16 protein-coding genes are annotated in these 14,499 nt (G+C 63.0%); 8 read left to right on the top strand and 8 right to left on the bottom strand.

From position 1 onward, the window contains the following. Window positions 1-14: 14 nt before the first annotated feature. The 3 genes from IEX33_RS02835 to glmS form a co-directional block, all read right to left on the bottom strand. Window positions 15-1,610 (bottom strand): NAD(P)H-hydrate dehydratase, encoded by a 1,596-nt coding sequence (locus tag IEX33_RS02835; protein WP_188727497.1) that lies wholly within the window; start codon window positions 1,608-1,610, stop codon window positions 15-17. A gap of 31 nt (window positions 1,611-1,641) precedes the next feature. Beyond that, the gene (locus IEX33_RS02830; protein ID WP_066277757.1) at window positions 1,642-1,989 is read right to left on the bottom strand and encodes a holo-ACP synthase; all 348 of its coding nucleotides are present in this window, start codon (window positions 1,987-1,989) and stop codon (window positions 1,642-1,644) included. 127 nt (window positions 1,990-2,116) lie between these two features. Beyond that, entirely contained in the window at window positions 2,117-4,009 is a 1,893-nt protein-coding gene (gene glmS / locus IEX33_RS02825) for a glutamine--fructose-6-phosphate transaminase (isomerizing) (protein ID WP_188727495.1), read from the bottom strand. 106 nt (window positions 4,010-4,115) lie between these two features. On the opposite strand from glmS, the gene coaA reads away from it, so the two are divergent. From coaA to mscL, 4 genes are all read left to right on the top strand, one after another. Next, window positions 4,116-5,111: a type I pantothenate kinase gene (gene coaA / locus IEX33_RS02820; RefSeq protein WP_188728180.1), complete on the top strand. Its 996-nt coding sequence runs from the start codon at window positions 4,116-4,118 to the stop codon at window positions 5,109-5,111. A 5-nt stretch (window positions 5,112-5,116) separates the two neighbouring features. Then, window positions 5,117-5,995 carry a M15 family metallopeptidase gene (locus IEX33_RS02815; RefSeq protein ID WP_188727493.1) on the top strand — a complete coding sequence of 293 codons (879 nt, stop codon included), beginning with the start codon at window positions 5,117-5,119 and terminating at the stop codon, window positions 5,993-5,995. A 54-nt stretch (window positions 5,996-6,049) separates the two neighbouring features. Next, window positions 6,050-6,892, top strand: a complete 843-nt coding sequence (locus tag IEX33_RS02810; protein WP_188727491.1) for a hypothetical protein — start codon at window positions 6,050-6,052, stop codon at window positions 6,890-6,892. A 70-nt stretch (window positions 6,893-6,962) separates the two neighbouring features. Beyond that, window positions 6,963-7,352 (top strand): large conductance mechanosensitive channel protein MscL, encoded by a 390-nt coding sequence (gene mscL / locus IEX33_RS02805; RefSeq protein ID WP_188727490.1) that lies wholly within the window; start codon window positions 6,963-6,965, stop codon window positions 7,350-7,352. Between the two features lie 72 nt (window positions 7,353-7,424). Here mscL and IEX33_RS02800 read toward each other — a convergent pair whose 3' ends face one another. The 5 genes from IEX33_RS02800 to rplM form a co-directional block, all read right to left on the bottom strand. Beyond that, entirely contained in the window at window positions 7,425-8,240 is an 816-nt protein-coding gene (locus IEX33_RS02800) for an HTTM domain-containing protein (RefSeq protein ID WP_229675202.1), read from the bottom strand. Further along, window positions 8,225-8,605 carry a hypothetical protein gene (locus IEX33_RS02795; RefSeq protein ID WP_188727486.1) on the bottom strand — a complete coding sequence of 127 codons (381 nt, stop codon included), beginning with the start codon at window positions 8,603-8,605 and terminating at the stop codon, window positions 8,225-8,227. Before IEX33_RS02795 ends, IEX33_RS02800 begins: the two co-directional genes overlap by 16 nt. Window positions 8,606-8,647: 42 nt before the next feature. Next, a complete protein-coding gene (gene glmM, locus IEX33_RS02790) occupies window positions 8,648-10,009 on the bottom strand; it encodes a phosphoglucosamine mutase (protein ID WP_188727484.1) in 1,362 nt (453 codons plus the stop codon). Between the two features lie 494 nt (window positions 10,010-10,503). Further along, on the bottom strand, window positions 10,504-11,010 hold the full coding sequence (rpsI, locus tag IEX33_RS02785) for a 30S ribosomal protein S9 (RefSeq protein WP_050684362.1): 507 nt from the start codon (window positions 11,008-11,010) through the stop codon (window positions 10,504-10,506). A 38-nt stretch (window positions 11,011-11,048) separates the two neighbouring features. Further along, window positions 11,049-11,492, bottom strand: coding sequence for a 50S ribosomal protein L13 (gene rplM / locus IEX33_RS02780; RefSeq protein WP_015937805.1), 444 nt, complete (start codon window positions 11,490-11,492; stop codon window positions 11,049-11,051). A 294-nt stretch (window positions 11,493-11,786) separates the two neighbouring features. On the opposite strand from rplM, the gene IEX33_RS02775 reads away from it, so the two are divergent. The 4 genes from IEX33_RS02775 to IEX33_RS02760 all read left to right on the top strand — a co-directional run bounded on the left by IEX33_RS02775 (window position 11,787) and on the right by IEX33_RS02760 (window position 14,470). Next, window positions 11,787-12,452, top strand: coding sequence for a prepilin peptidase (locus IEX33_RS02775; RefSeq protein WP_188727482.1), 666 nt, complete (start codon window positions 11,787-11,789; stop codon window positions 12,450-12,452). A gap of 280 nt (window positions 12,453-12,732) precedes the next feature. Next, the gene (locus tag IEX33_RS02770; protein WP_229675201.1) at window positions 12,733-12,945 is read left to right on the top strand and encodes a Flp family type IVb pilin; all 213 of its coding nucleotides are present in this window, start codon (window positions 12,733-12,735) and stop codon (window positions 12,943-12,945) included. A gap of 80 nt (window positions 12,946-13,025) precedes the next feature. Then, a complete protein-coding gene (locus IEX33_RS02765) occupies window positions 13,026-13,433 on the top strand; it encodes a TadE/TadG family type IV pilus assembly protein (RefSeq protein ID WP_188728174.1) in 408 nt (135 codons plus the stop codon). After that, window positions 13,421-14,470 carry a Tad domain-containing protein gene (locus tag IEX33_RS02760; RefSeq protein ID WP_188727480.1) on the top strand — a complete coding sequence of 350 codons (1,050 nt, stop codon included), beginning with the start codon at window positions 13,421-13,423 and terminating at the stop codon, window positions 14,468-14,470. Before IEX33_RS02765 ends, IEX33_RS02760 begins: the two co-directional genes overlap by 13 nt. Window positions 14,471-14,499 lie beyond the last annotated feature (29 nt).

Genomic DNA, 14,499 nt, shown 5'->3' with positions numbered 1-14,499 from the left:
GTACGAACTAATGCCTACCGTAACGGTTGGGTGTGACTATTACGTTTCCGCAGCCCTGAGTTACTAAGCGTGCTTACTTTACCCCAAGTCTGGGGTAGGGAGTCCGCGATACCCCCCGCGGTGACCGGTCCCCCGGCGTTGGAGTCCGACGCCGACCTTCCGGCTTTGCCGTGCAGGGCGGCTCCCAGCGCGGCAATGGCGGCCCAGCGCACGTCCGGTTCCACGCCCTCTTTGCTGAAACGTCCGACGTCGTTCCCCGCCTGGGCGAGCAGCGCACCGATGACGCCGGCCAGGACGTCCCCGCTGCCGGCAGTCGCCAGCCAGGGGGTGCCGTCTGCCTGGCTGAAAACGTCACCGGAGGGTGCGGCGACCAGGGTGGTGGCACCCTTGAGGAGCACCGTGCCGCCGGTCAGTTCAGAGGCGCGGCGTACCGCGGCCAGGGTTCCGGCTTCCACCGCGTCCCGGTCCTCTGAGCGGCCCAGGCGTTGCAGCAGCGAGGCCAGCTCGCCGGTGTGGGGGGTGAGGACCACGTGCGGGCCGAGGGTTTCGGGAAGAGCGGGAAGGGCACCCGCGTCCGCAACGACCGGCAGGCCCGATCCGACAGCGTCGCGGGCCCGCTGGAGCTGCTCGTGGTGTTCGGGACCCATGCCGGAGCCCACCAGCCATGCCTGCACGCGGTTGTCCGCTACAGAGCCGGTACTGCAGACCACCTCAGGGCACGCCTGCCTCACCAGGTCCGCGACTTGTGGCGGGCCGAGGTACCGGACCATCCCCACGCCCGCTGCCAGGGCGCCCCGGCAGGCCAGGACGGCGGCGCCGGGATAGTCCACGGAGCCGGCAACCACCCCCAGCACGCCGCGGGAGTACTTGTGGGCACGCCGGGCAGGGTGCGGCAGCAGCCGGGCCAGGTCCGCCTCGTCGAGCCGGCTAACCGAAGGCTGCGGCAGGTGCTCCTCAATACCGATGGGCACCACCAGCACCCGGCCGGCGTAGTCGGCGCCGGGGTCCGCGAGGAGGCCGTTCTTGGCACCGCCAAAGGTGACGGTCAGGTCCGCCGGCAGCACCGGCTCGAAAACTTCGCCGGTATCAGCGTCAACACCGCTGGGAAGGTCGCAGGCCACCACGAAGGTCTGTCCGCCGCTGCCTGCCAGAAGCTCGGCCACGGCAGCAACCAGTACGGCAGCACTCCCCCGCAGCCCGCCTTTGGCGCCTGTGCCCAGCACAGCATCGATGACGACGTCGGCACGCGCCGCTTCTGCGGCAAGTGCGGCGGGTGCCGTCCCGTCGAGCCGGTGCACCCGGCCGCCGGCGCGCTCAAAAGCAGCCAGCGCCTGCGGGTGGGCAGTGTCTCCGGTGAGCACCGCCGTCGTACGCATGCCGCGTGCCGCCAGGAAGGAAGCGGCGTATAGGCCGTCACCGCCGTTGTTGCCCTTGCCGGTGAGGACGGAAACGCTGGCGCCGTAGGTGCCCAGGCCACGGGAACGGCGTTCCCTGATGACGGCGTTGGCCAGGCCGTGGGCTGCGCGCTGCATGAGGACGTCCCCCAGTCCGGAGGCGAGGAGCGGCTCCTCAGCCTGCCGTACCTGGGTTCCGGTGTAGGCGCTGATCACGGCGTCAGTTCCCGTGGGTGCCGGAGCAGGTTCAGCCTTCGGCCAGGACGGTGGCGGTGGCGATCCCGCCGTCGTGGCTCATGGAGAGGTGCCAGCGCTTGACGCCCTTGGCCTCGGCCACAGCCAGCACGGTGCCCTTGACCTGGACGGTGGGTCCGTTCTGGTCAAGGCCGATCCAGCAGTCCTGCCAGTTCATGCCGGCGGGCGCACCGAGGACCTTGGCAACAGCTTCCTTGGCGGCAAAGCGTGCAGCCAGTGACCGGGTGTTCAGCTCGCGCTCAGCCGGAACGAACAGCCGGTCCCGGAGGCCGGGGGTGCGTTCAAGCTGGCGGCCGAACCGCTCGATGTCTACAACGTCTACGCCAATGCCAACAATCATGTCACTACTCTACGTGGACGGTCCCGGCCCGCTGTGCGCAGCACGCGCGTGGCAGCCGGCAGAGACGAAGGAGGCCCCGGGCACCTGGCCCAGGGCTCCTTCATGAATCAGTACCGGATCGGCCCGTTTACTCGACGGTGACGCTCTTGGCGAGGTTGCGGGGCTGGTCCACGTCGTAGCCCTTGGCCTGGGCCAGTTCCGCGGCGAAGATCTGCAGCGGGACCGTGGTCAGCAGGGGCATGAGCAGCGTGGGGGTTTCGGGAACGTAGAAGACGTACTCGGCGTAGGCCTTCACTGCTTCGTCCCCTTCCTCGGCGATGACCAGGGTGCGGGCGCCGCGGGCGCGGACTTCCTGGATGTTGGAGACCACCTTGGCGTGCAGGGAATCCCGGCCGCGCGGGGACGGGACCACCACGAACACCGGCTGGCCGTCGTCGATCAGGGCGATCGGGCCGTGCTTGAGCTCGCCGGCGGCGAAGCCCTCGGCGTGGATGTACGCGATTTCCTTCAGCTTCAGCGCGCCCTCCAGCGCCACCGGGAAGCCCACGTGGCGGCCCAGGAACAGCACCGACTTCTCGTTGGCCATGGACCGGGCCAGTTCGCGCAAGGGTCCTGCGTTGTCCAGGATTTTCTGGATCTTGGCCGGGATCTTGTTCAGGTCCGCGAGGACGTCCTTGATCTGGCCGGAGAAGATGTTTCCGCGCAGCTGTGCCAAATACAGGCCCAGCAGGTACGCGGCGGTGATCTGCGCCAGGAACGCCTTGGTGGAGGCCACCGCGATCTCCGGGCCCGCGTGGGTGTAGAGCACGGCGTCGGATTCACGCGGGATGGTGGAGCCGTTGGTGTTGCAGATGGAGATGGTCTTGGCGCCCTGTTCACGGGCGTAGCGGACGGCCATCAGGGTGTCCATGGTCTCCCCGGACTGGCTGATGGACACCACCAGGGTGTTCGCGTCCAGGATCGGGTCCCGGTAGCGGAACTCGTGCGCCAGCTCCACCTCGGTGGGGATCCGGCACCAGTTCTCGATCGCATACTTCGCCACCATGCCCGCGTACGCGGCGGTCCCGCAGGCCAGCACAATGATCTTGTTGACCTGTTTCAGCAGCTCAGGGTCGATCCGGAGCTCGTCCAGGGTCAGTTTTCCGTTGATGTCGGAGCGGCCCAGCAGGGTCTGCGCCACGGCGTCGGGCTGGTCATGGATTTCCTTCTCCATGAAGGAGCTGAAGCCGCCCTTTTCCGCCGAGGCCGGGTCCCAGTCCACGTGGTATTCCTTGCCGGCGGCCGGGTTGCCGAAGAAATCGGTGATCTCCACGGTGTCCGCGGTGATGGTGACGATCTGGTCCTGGCCCAGCTCCACGGCGCGGCGGGTGTAGTCGATAAACCCGGACACGTCCGAGCCCAGGAAGTTCTCGCCCTCGCCCAGGCCCACCACCAGGGGTGAGTTGCGGCGGGCGGCCACTACGACGTCGGGCTGGTCGGCGTGGACGGCCAGGAGCGTGAAGGCTCCCTCCAAGCGCTGGCAGGCCAGTTCCATGGCGCGGGTCAGCCGGCCCTCAGCGGTGTCCCCGGCGAGCTTATTCCGGTAGATGTCCGCCAGCAGCGCCGCGGCCACCTCGGTGTCCGTCTCGGAGAGGAAGGTCACGCCCTTGTCCAGCAGCTCAAGCTTGAGTTCGGCGAAGTTTTCGATGATGCCGTTGTGGATCACGGCGAGCTTGCCGCCGTCGGCCAGGTGGGGGTGCGCGTTGCGGTCCGTCGGCCCGCCGTGCGTGGCCCACCGGGTGTGGCCGATGCCCGTCACCGTCTCCGGCAGCGGGTGCGCCTCCAGCTCGGCGATCAGGTTGCTCAGCTTCCCGGACTTCTTCCGCGATTCGATCGCGCCCTTGGACACCACAGCGACCCCGGCGGAGTCGTAGCCCCGGTACTCCAGGCGGCGCAGTCCCTCAAGAACAACATCCAGCGCGCTGTGACCGGCAATTCCGCCGTCGACTGAACGGCCCACATATCCCACGATTCCACACATAGCCTCAAGACTATCGGCAGGGGCACCCCAGATCTAAACCGGCAGCGCCCCCGCAGGAGCAGAATATTGCGGCTGCCGCCGCGCGCAGGCCGTGCTCCATTTCGCTATGTGCCGGGCGCGGGGCAGAATCTCTAGAGTGACTTTGCAACGCAACGAGGCGAACGGGGAGGGTGTCTCCCCGTTCGTTGAGCTGGACCGGCAGACCTGGTCCAGGCTCGCAGACGAGATGGAGCAGCCTCTCAACCAAGAGGACATCATCCGTCTCCGTGGCCTCGGGGACCCCCTGGACATGAGGGAGATCCGCGAGGTCTACCTTCCGCTCTCCAGGCTCTTGCACCTGTATGTGGAGGCCGCCGGGCAGCTGCACGCCGCCACCACCACGTTCCTGGGTGAACACACCCAGCGCACGCCGTTTGTGATCGGCGTGGCGGGGTCTGTTGCCGTGGGCAAGTCCACCATTGCCCGTGTGCTCCGTGAAATGCTGCGGCGCTGGCCCGGCACCCCCAATGTGGAACTCATCACCACGGACGGCTTCCTCTATCCCCTGGCTGAGCTCAAGCGGCGCCAGCTGCTGGAGCGCAAAGGTTTTCCGGAGTCCTATGACCGCCGGGCGCTGCTCCGTTTCGTAAGCGAGATCAAGAGCGGCGCCGAGGAAGTGCGCGCCCCCTGGTACTCCCACGTGACGTATGACATCGTTCCCGGCAAGGAAGTGGTGGTCCGCCGGCCTGACGTTTTGATCGTTGAGGGGCTGAACGTGCTGGCTCCGGCGCGTCCCCGGCACGACGGCCGGCAGGGCCTGGCGCTGAGTGACTTCTTCGACTTCTCCATCTACGTGGATGCCAAGACCTCCTACATCGAGGAGTGGTATGTGGACCGGTTCCGCAAGCTGCGGAGCACCGCGTTCGCGCAGCCGGAGTCCTACTTCCACCGGTACGCCACCCTGTCCGACGAAGAGGCGGAGACCACGGCGCGGGACATCTGGAAGCGCATCAACGAGCCCAACCTTGAGGAGAACGTCCTTCCCACCCGGGGGCGTGCGCAGCTGGTGCTCACCAAGGAGGCGGACCATTCGATCCGCCGCATGCTCCTCCGGAAGGTTTAACACAGGTGTGCCAGGACTGCTCCCCTGCTTCCGGGCAGACGCCGAGCCGGCGCAGCTTCACGCGCTTCCTCGCGGCGGGCGCCGGACTCACTGTCCTAACAGCCTGCACGCCGGAGGCACCCGACGCCGCGACGCCGTCGTCGGCCCCTGCCTCCGCTTCCTCACCGGCAGCGGTGACCGCCACGCCCACGCCGGAAATTACGACGGCGGCGCCCACCACGGAGGCTGCGGCACCGGCCGCGCCGTCCCCCACGCCGTCGCCGTCGGCTGCGCTGCCGCGGCAGTTCTCCCTCAGTGATCCGGCCAGCCCCTGGCTGATCGTGAACAAGCACCGGCCGCTGGTGCCGGCGGACTACGTCCCGGCCGACCTGGTGCGTCCCTCGATCGCCATGACGGCTTCCGGCGAGGCGTCGCTGTTGAACAGCACCACGGCAGCTGCTGCGGAGGCGATGTTCGCGGCGGCCGCGCGGGACGGCGTGACAATGGTTTTGGCCAGCGGGTACCGCTCGTACACCACCCAGGTGGCCACCTACAACGGGTATGTTGCGGCCCGCGGCCAGGCCGACGCGGATACGGCCAGCGCCAGGCCCGGCTATTCGGAGCACCAGACGGGGTGGGCGTTCGACATCGCCGACGGCAACGGCGCCTGCGGGTTCCAGCCGTGCTTCGCGGACCAGCCCTCGGCCGTCTGGGCCAAGGCGAACGGGCACCGGTTCGGGTTCGTGGTGCGGTACCCGTGGATGTTCCACCCCATCACGGGGTACTACTACGAGCCCTGGCACCTGCGCTACATCGGGGTGGAGGCGGCCACGGACATGGTGAACCGGGGGATCTTTACGCTGGAGGAATACTTCGGCGTGGAGGCAGCTCCGGGGCATCCGTAGGGCTGCTTGGCTGATTCGCGTTTTCGCCTGGACCCATCCCCCTAAGCTGGTTTCATGACGGACCGCAACCGCATTCTGGCGGAGCTGGCTGACCGCGCGCGGCGAGACCTGCAACTGCGCCATGACCACTTCGACCGCGAGGAGGCAGCGCGGACCGCGGCCATTTCGGACGAGCGCAAGAAACAGCTCAACCTGACTCCTGAACACTTCCGCAAAGCGTGGGAATTTATCGAGGGCCGGCGCGTGCAGGAGCGAGCCCAGTTGGAGAAGGGGATAGCGTTTTTCGGCACTTTCTCATCCGACGTACTGGCCGCGTTGGACGACGATCTGCGGAACGAAGGCCCGTTCTCCAATGCCCACGGGATCAGCCTGCGCGACGGTACGCCTGGCCGCCACACTTCCCGACATAGTGGAACGGCGAGTTTCCTAAGCGAATTCAAGTCCCGACACTCTGGCGAACGCTACATCAGGGACTTTTTTACCTTTCTGCCCACAGACCCCTCCATCATTCACGACGCCTGGGCCGCGCTGGGGCTTGAGGAGCCGACTGGTCTGACCGAGGTTGCTGACGAGCAGAATTCAAAGCAGGCCATTGGCGATATTCTCCTGGTCACCCGGGCGCTCCGCTCAGCCCAGGAGGCATATCAAGGCCAGTTCGTGAAGTCGACCGGCTACGGCTGGGGAGACGAGTTCGCCTACAGAACCGAGCACTTGAGGCACTTCACACGGGCCTTCGCCGAGTACTACCTCGAACGTGTCCCCGCTGACGAGGCTCTTGCATACGAGTTGGGGAACGCAACAGAAGACAGGTACGGACTAACTTTGGAGGGCGTCACCGAACACAACTTCCTGCAGATACTTCAGCGGTACCGCGGTTCGATCGGCAGGATGGCTTAGTTCCCGACACGGGCAGGTAATTTACTTGGGCGTCATGTGGGGCTCACCTGGGTGCGCTAGCTTGGTCGGTATGTTGACAGGATTCAAGAATTTCATCATGAAGGGCAACGTCGTTGACCTTGCCGTCGCCGTCGTGATGGGTGCCGCCTTCGGCGCCGTCGTGACCTCCATTGTCGAGGGCCTGCTGACGCCGCTGATCGGGCTTCTCTTCCAGGCAAAGGGCATCGAGGAGATGCAGTGGGAGGGCTTCCTGTATGGACAGGTCATCTCGTCCATTATTTCGTTCCTGCTGATCGCCGCCGCGATCTACTTCGTGGTCATCATGCCGATGAACCACATGATTGAGCGCCGCAACCGCAGGCTCGGCATCGGCCAGGACGTGAAGGAGGAGTCCGCCGAGGATCCCCAGATCGCCCTGCTCACCGAGATCCGGGACGCGCTGAAGACCCGATCTTCCTAGCGCCCGACTTACACAAAACAGTGGCCCATTTCCTTTCCGGAAACGGGCCACTTTTCGTTGTGCCGGGCTGTCTCATGGTGCTTTCGACGACGATTGCCCCACAAGGCGCATCCCAGACAAAATACGATCGGGGGCAGCCCACGCAAACAATATATAACCGGTCGCCATTAGTAACCCAAAGCCGATAAGGGGTGCGGGCGAGTCCAGTAGAACCACAATTCCAATATGTAGGCCAGCCCCCACAACGAACGCGAGCTTCCTCAGCCTAGGTATCCATAGGGCTATTGCAAGGAAGGCCTCAGCCGCAATGCTGGAAACAGCCGCAACGGGCAGCAACTGCTCCGGGATGGGCACCCAACCTTGGAGGAAAGTCGAGAGGACCTCCCCGGACAGATACTGCGGGTTCACCTTCGATAGGGCAGTCCACGCATACAGCGTGGTGACTAAAACCTGGATTAGGAATGCGGGCCAGTACGAGACGGATGTCGCGCGAGGCGAGCGCGAAAAGCGCCAAGCACTCGCGGAGCCGCTCACTCCTAGGAATGCAGCCAACATCATGAGAAGAACCATGTGGTTGCTATAGGTCTGTTGCTCAATGAGGAGGACTACAGCGGCCGTAGTGGCCACCATGATCGCAGGCAGTCTGCCCGCAACTCCAAGAATCATCGCAACCGCGGCGACGATCGAGACAACAAATAGCGCTCGAACAAAATCTGGGCTAAGCAACGGCAAAGCTTCGAGTACTGGAAGCGCCAAATATTGCCCCGAGGAGGCCCTGGCGAGCACCCGCACCCATTCGAAGGAGAACCACACAGCGACCACGCCGACCAAAATCCGGCAGAGCGCCAGTGGCCGGGGATCTATAACATCAGTCAAAAACTTGTGCATGAATACACCGCCCGATGTTGCGGTGCAGAACGCGTCAGCTGCACTGAATCCACGTTAGGTTCCCGCTCGCAAATGTGCTTGGCCACGGGAAGAAAGTAGTCAATTTCTGGCCTAAACCCGGACGCAATGTCGCCTATATTGCGCTCCTCGATAGAACCGTCAGAGAGTCTGATTTCAATATCGGGCAGGTGCACCGCCGCTGCATACATATGCCAGCCGAATTTGGCGGGCCTCGGTTCATCGACGGAGGCAAGAGGCACCAAGAGCATCAAGCCAAGCGCTACAGCGACAAACCCGCCGCGAAGAAGAAAGACCATTCGCTCCACAGTCGTGTCAACTGTGGGAAATAAATTTGTTGTCCCCATAGTCAGATGCTAGTTCAAGAACTAACTCAACTCGAGGTGAATTTAGTCAGCTATAAGCTGCAGGGCAAGTTCGGCGCGGACCACCTGGGCCAGGTGCTCAGCGATGGAGTGGGCGGTTTCTTCGTCCGCGGCCTCCACCATTACGCGCACCACGGGTTCCGTGCCGGAGGGGCGGAGCAGCACCCGGCCGGTATCGCCGAGCGCGGCTTCCGCTGCCGCCACGGCCTGCGCAAGGACCTCGTTACTGCCCACCCTGGTGCGGTCCACGCCCTTGACGTTGATGAGGACCTGGGGAAGTTTGGTCATCACCGTGGCGAGCTCCTTGAGCGGCTTTCCGGACAGGGCGATCTGGGCAGCGAGCTGCAGTCCTGTGAGGACGCCGTCGCCCGTGGTGGCGTAGTCGGCGAAGATCACGTGTCCCGACTGTTCGCCGCCAAGGTTGAAGCCGCCGTCGCGCATCTCTTCCAGGACGTAGCGGTCCCCTACTGCCGTCTCGCGGATGCTGATGCCGGCCTGGCGGAGGGCGATCTTGAGGCCGAGGTTGCTCATGACGGTGGCTACCAGGACGTCGTCCTTGAGCTTTCCGGACTCTTTCAGGGCAACGGCGAGGATGGCCATGATCTGGTCGCCGTCCACCACGTTGCCCTCGTGGTCCACGGCGAGGCAGCGGTCGGCGTCGCCGTCGTGGGCGATTCCCAGGTTGGCGCCGTACTTCAGCACAGCGTCCTTGAGCGGACCAAGGTGGGTGGAGCCGACGCCGTCGTTGATGTTGTGACCGTCCGGTTCCGCGCCAATGACGATCACCTCCGCGCCCGCGTCCTTGAACACCTGGGGCGAGCAGCCGCTGGCCGCACCGTGGGCGCAGTCCAGAACCACTTTGATGCCCTCCAGGTTGTGCGGGAGGGTGCCCAGGAGGTGGACGATGTAGCGGTCCTCGGCGTCGGAGAAGCGCTGGATGCGGCCGACGTCGGCGCCGATGGGGCGCACAGCTTCCTTGGTCATCTGGGCTTCAATGGCGTCCTCGACGTCGTCCGGGAGTTTCTGGCCCCCGCGGGCGAAGAACTTGATGCCGTTGTCCGGGGCAGGGTTGTGGGAGGCGGAGATCATCACGCCGAAATCTGCATCCAGGTCAGCCACCAAGTAGGCGGCCGCAGGTGTGGGGAGAACGCCGGCGTCGTAGACGTCAATGCCTGAGCTGGAGAGCCCGGCCTCCACCGCAGCAGCGATGAACTCGCCGCTGGCGCGCGGGTCACGGGCCACCACGGCGCGCGGCCGTGTTCCGTTGGAGTTGCGGTCGTGGCCGAGCACGACGGCGGCCGCCTGGGCCAGCTGCATCGCCAGCTCCGCAGTCAACAGACCGTTCGCCAGGCCCCGGACACCATCAGTTCCAAATAATCTAGACACCGGTCAAGTCTAGAGGATGGGGGTGCTCGGGCTTGAAACGGCAGGTCAGCTCGACCGCGATGCCACCTTTTGCTGACCGGCCGCGGCAGACGTCGGTTGGAATCTCTTCCACGCCCTACCAACCGGCTGGGATGTCAGGTGCCACCCATTGCACTCACTGCAGGGGTAGACGCTGGCTTCACGCCTTCCACGATGACTCGAGCGCTGGATGGCTTGGAGAGCACGCCCGGCACTATTCCGGCTTGGATAGATGACTTTGGCGCAATGAGCCACGGGCGAAGTCCAGCTCAGGAAGTCGCGTGGCCCATTTCCACATTGATCGGCCGGTTAGTACAGACCGACCCGGATCCACTCGAAGTGGCTGGCCTAGTACAGAGCAGTGCGGTTTTGGCGTCACCGTCAATCTCAAATTAGCAGGAGTTCTTGCTCGATTCTGGCTTTAACGGCAGAAGCCCGCCCCGCTGATAGCGGGACGGACTTCTGTGCAAGCGTGTTTAGCGCTTGGAGTACTGCTGGGCCTTGCGGGCCTTCTTGAGACCGGCCTTCTTACGCTCGATGACGCGGGCGTCGCGAGAGAGGTAACCGGCCTTCTTCAGGGTGGCGCGGTTGTTTTCGACGTCGATCTCGTTCAGTGAACGGGCGATGCCGAGGCGCAGTGCTCCGGCCTGGCCGGAGATGCCCCCGCCGTGGATGCGGGCGATGACGTCGTAGGCGCCTTCGAGATCAAGGATCTTGAAGGGCTCGTTGACGTCCTGCTGGTGCAGCTTGTTCGGGAAGTAGTTGTCCAGCGCACGGCCGTTGATGGTCCACTTGCCTGAGCCGGGGACAACGCGAACGCGTGCAACGGCTTCCTTGCGGCGGCCAACAGCTGCGCCGGCAACGGTCAGGGCCGGGCGCTCCTTCTTCGGCGCAGCGGCGTCAGCAGCTGAGCTTTCAGAGGTGTAGCTGGTCAGGGTTTCCTCAGCCTCAACGGCTTCGGTGGTCTCTTCGTTCTGAGCCACGATTCTCCTTGTATAGATAAGTTGTTTGGTGGCCAGGACTACTGGGCGACCTGGGTGATTTCGAAAGTCTTGGGCTGCTGGGCGGCGTGCGGGTGCTCAGCACCGCGATAGACCTTCAGCTTGCCCAGCTGCTGGGCAGCGAGGGAGTTCTTGGGGAGCATGCCCTTGATGGCCTTCTCCACGGCGCGGACCGGGTTGGATTCCAGGAGTTCCGCGTAGTTGACGGAGGTCAGGCCGCCCGGGTAGCCGGAGTGGCGGTATGCGCGCTTCTGCTCCAGCTTGGCGCCGGTGAGGGCAACCTTTTCGGCGTTGATGATGATGACGAAGTCGCCCATGTCCATGTGGGACGCAAAGGTGGCCTTGTGCTTGCCGCGCAGCAGGATTGCGGTCTGGCTCGCGAGACGACCAAGGACAACGTCTGTGGCGTCAATGACGTGCCACTGGCGGTTGATATCGCCGGGCTTCGGGGTGTACGTACGCACGGTGTTTGCCTCGTTCTTGTTCTGGCGTTCTTTTTTAGGTGTCACTAGCTCGTGCACCTACTATCTGCGCGCTACCGGAACAGAGGTGAGGGCTCTATGTAACCAGTCATCCTGTGGTTCCGAATGTGCACGTTGAGTAGTTATCCTGCAACCGGATTCTCAAGCGGGCACGCACCATCGGAATAGGACACGCACAACGACTCCCAAGATTAGCGCGTTAAGGGCTTCAGGGTCAAAATGGGGTAGCCGGAGGCTGCCCAAGCACCTGCCGGCCTGACGAACGCAGGGGGTCGCGTGTTTGCATCGGGTATAGACGGCTCCATCACGTGGCTGCTGGTCGCCGCAGCCGCTCTCTTAGGGCTAGTGCTTTCCCCCCTCGCCGAGACCCTCATTGCCAAGCGCCTTCCCCGCCTGGGCGGCCTTCCTGCTGTCCCCGTCAGAATTGCGACGGCGGCAATTACCGCCGTTCTTTGCGTCGCCTTTAGTTTGCGGTTTGGCTTAGGATTTGCCCTGCCAGCTTTCCTGTTCCTGGCAATTCTCGGCGTGCAGTTGTCCCGGATTGATATCGCGTTGCATTTGCTGCCCAACGCGCTCGTGTTCATGCTGCTTGCCGGCGGTTTCCTGCTGTTGCTAATTCCGGGGTTTCTTAATACGCAGGCCGATGACCTGCTTCGCGCGGCACTCGGAGCCCTGATTCTGTTTGCTGGCTACCTCATTTTGGGCCTTATCTCCCCGGGCGCCATCGGAATGGGTGATGTGAAGCTCGCCGCTCCCGTCGGCCTGTACCTCGGGTACCTAGGTTGGAGCCAGCTGCTCTACGGGGGCCTGCTTGCGTTCATTCTCAACGGTGTGGTCACGGCGCTGCTTCTCAGCAGAAAAGGCCGGAACAAGACGTCAGAAGTGGCACACGGTCCCTCCATGCTCGGTGCTCTCGCGGGGGTCAGCCTCTTCATTCTGTAGCCCTTTATTCAGCGCAGGTCCGGGCCTTTAGTACTCCGGGACACCTCCGTCCAAGTAGTGGGCCACTGTACTCGCCGTCCTACCTGAGTACCGCCCCCACTTTTCGAGTACGTACTTTTGACGCCCCCAGAAAAAGTCGAGTACCACTACGCATTGTTGCCCTAGCCAGCCAACTGACAATCTCTTCTTAGCGAAGTCCAGCCGCTGAGGATTTATGGGGGCAGCTGGAAATTCGTTGAAATAAAATGAAACCCATTTCACCGAATTAAAGGAATTTACAATGACTTCTCTCATGGTCTCAATGACTGCTTACATCGCCGGCGTCAAGGATCGCTTCACTCGCGAAGAAAAGGGCGCGACGATGGTTGAGTACGGCATCATGGTTGCTTTTATCGCGGTTCTGGTTCTCGCGGTTGTTATCGTCCTCGGCCCTCAGATCGCAAACATGTTCCAGCAGGTTTCAAACGAACTCCCTGCTGTACCGCCAACCTAATTCCGCAGCTGGGCATTGGTGGCGGAACATCCGTCACCAATGCCCACTTTCATATCAACGTTCAGCGGGTGGGAGTAGAGATGATAAAGCCGCAGAAAGAGCGAGGCGCAGTAGCCGTAGAAATGGCCATTGTCCTCCCCCTTCTACTGATGTTACTTATTGGCATCATCGAATTTGGCCGGGTTTTCAACGTCCAAATCTCGCTCAGCCAAGCTGCGCGAGAAGGGGCCAGGCACGCGGCCGTTCACTTCAACGATGATGATCTCGACGTTGACGCAGCGGCCCTTGGCGCCGCTCCCTCCCTGAATGAGCTTCCTGTCACGGTTGATGATAACGCAGACGAGTGTGCGCTCGGTGCTGATGTTCGCGTCACGGCAACGGTCGCTCTTGATTCCCTCACTGGCCTTTTCGACGCTGAATTGCTCGGGATGCCCGTGATATTTCCAATGGAACTTACAGGAGTTGGAGTAATGCGATGTGGGGGCTGAAACCGAGGTATCCAGAATTGTCACCAAAAGGTGCAAACAAAAACGCGGGAAATGAGGACGGAGCCGCATCTGTTTTCGTCGCTATCCTCTTGGTTGTGCTGCTAGGCGTCACTGCCTTGGTCGTTGACGTAGGAGCAGCCTACGCCGAAAAATCCCAACTCCAGAATGGTGCAGATGCTGCTGCGCTTGCCATAGCACGCGATTGTGCCGAGGGTGATTGCGGCGCGTTTGAGGCCACTGGAAGTGCGCTGGCCAGCGGCAATGCAAATGACGCCACAAGCGGTTCAACCGTGACATTTCCTGGGGAGGCAACGGTAAGGGTGGTAGCGGTCGCCCGCGAGCCTGGATCCGCAACCGACGGTTTTTCACTCTTTTTCGCCCAAGTCTTTGGTATTAATGCGGCCAACATTGGTGCAGCCGCCGAGGCGTCCTGGGGTCCGCCGTCCGAGGCCAATACCCTTCCCTGGACGGCGCACCAATGCGTGTTCAAGAACAGCCTCAGCGCAAGTCAACTTACAGAATTCAACTCCACTGGGACATTTTCAGGTGACCCATCCACGGAACTCATGCTCCTGCGCTATGACACCAATGCCTCGGCTCCTGACGGATGCCCGGCAGACGGCTACCAACCCGGCGGTTTTGGGTGGCTGGAAACGACCGGTGACGGGTGCTCGGCAGATATCGACCTTGATGCGACCACGGATGGACAACCTGGCAATCATTTTCCAAATGACCCCGATTGCGACACCGTTCTGGCGACCATCATGGATGAGCCCGCACTCATACCCCTCTACAGCGCGGTAGACGGCACCGGCGAAAATGCTGAATACACACTGATTGGGTTCGGTGCCTTTCAGGTCACCGGCTACAAGTTCAGCGGCGGTGCCGGCGTTAACATATCGCCCACCTCAGCCTGCACCGGCAATTGCCGGGCCTTGCAGGGCTACTTTGCTCGATTCGTATCGCTGGAAGAAGGCATCATCTCGACCGACGACGGCCCAAATTTCGGTGGCTCTCTTGTGGCGCTCACGGAATAGCTGCCAAAGGTCTGTTCAAAAAGTTCTAT

It is taken from the genome of Pseudarthrobacter scleromae, assembly GCF_014644515.1.
Lineage (GTDB): Bacteria > Actinomycetota > Actinomycetes > Actinomycetales > Micrococcaceae > Arthrobacter > Arthrobacter scleromae.
The sequence above is the reverse complement of the archived record's forward strand: the minus strand, read 5'-3'. Positions and strand labels throughout refer to the sequence as shown.

What these genes read in the sequence shown, in the direction of transcription:
- mscL (WP_188727490.1), top strand. Translation starts at nt 6,963, where the DNA reads ATGTTGACAGGATTCAAGAATTTCATCATGAAGGGCAACGTCGTTGAC.
- IEX33_RS02765 (WP_188728174.1), top strand. Translation starts at nt 13,026, where the DNA reads ATGATAAAGCCGCAGAAAGAGCGAGGCGCAGTAGCCGTAGAAATGGCC.
- IEX33_RS02770 (WP_229675201.1), top strand. Translation starts at nt 12,733, where the DNA reads ATGACTTCTCTCATGGTCTCAATGACTGCTTACATCGCCGGCGTCAAG.
- glmS (WP_188727495.1), bottom strand. Translation starts at nt 4,009, where the DNA reads ATGTGTGGAATCGTGGGATATGTGGGCCGTTCAGTCGACGGCGGAATT.
- IEX33_RS02795 (WP_188727486.1), bottom strand. Translation starts at nt 8,605, where the DNA reads ATGGGGACAACAAATTTATTTCCCACAGTTGACACGACTGTGGAGCGA.
- IEX33_RS02810 (WP_188727491.1), top strand. Translation starts at nt 6,050, where the DNA reads ATGACGGACCGCAACCGCATTCTGGCGGAGCTGGCTGACCGCGCGCGG.
- coaA (WP_188728180.1), top strand. Translation starts at nt 4,116, where the DNA reads ATGTGCCGGGCGCGGGGCAGAATCTCTAGAGTGACTTTGCAACGCAAC.
- IEX33_RS02800 (WP_229675202.1), bottom strand. Translation starts at nt 8,240, where the DNA reads ATGCACAAGTTTTTGACTGATGTTATAGATCCCCGGCCACTGGCGCTC.
- IEX33_RS02760 (WP_188727480.1), top strand. Translation starts at nt 13,421, where the DNA reads ATGTGGGGGCTGAAACCGAGGTATCCAGAATTGTCACCAAAAGGTGCA.
- IEX33_RS02830 (WP_066277757.1), bottom strand. Translation starts at nt 1,989, where the DNA reads ATGATTGTTGGCATTGGCGTAGACGTTGTAGACATCGAGCGGTTCGGC.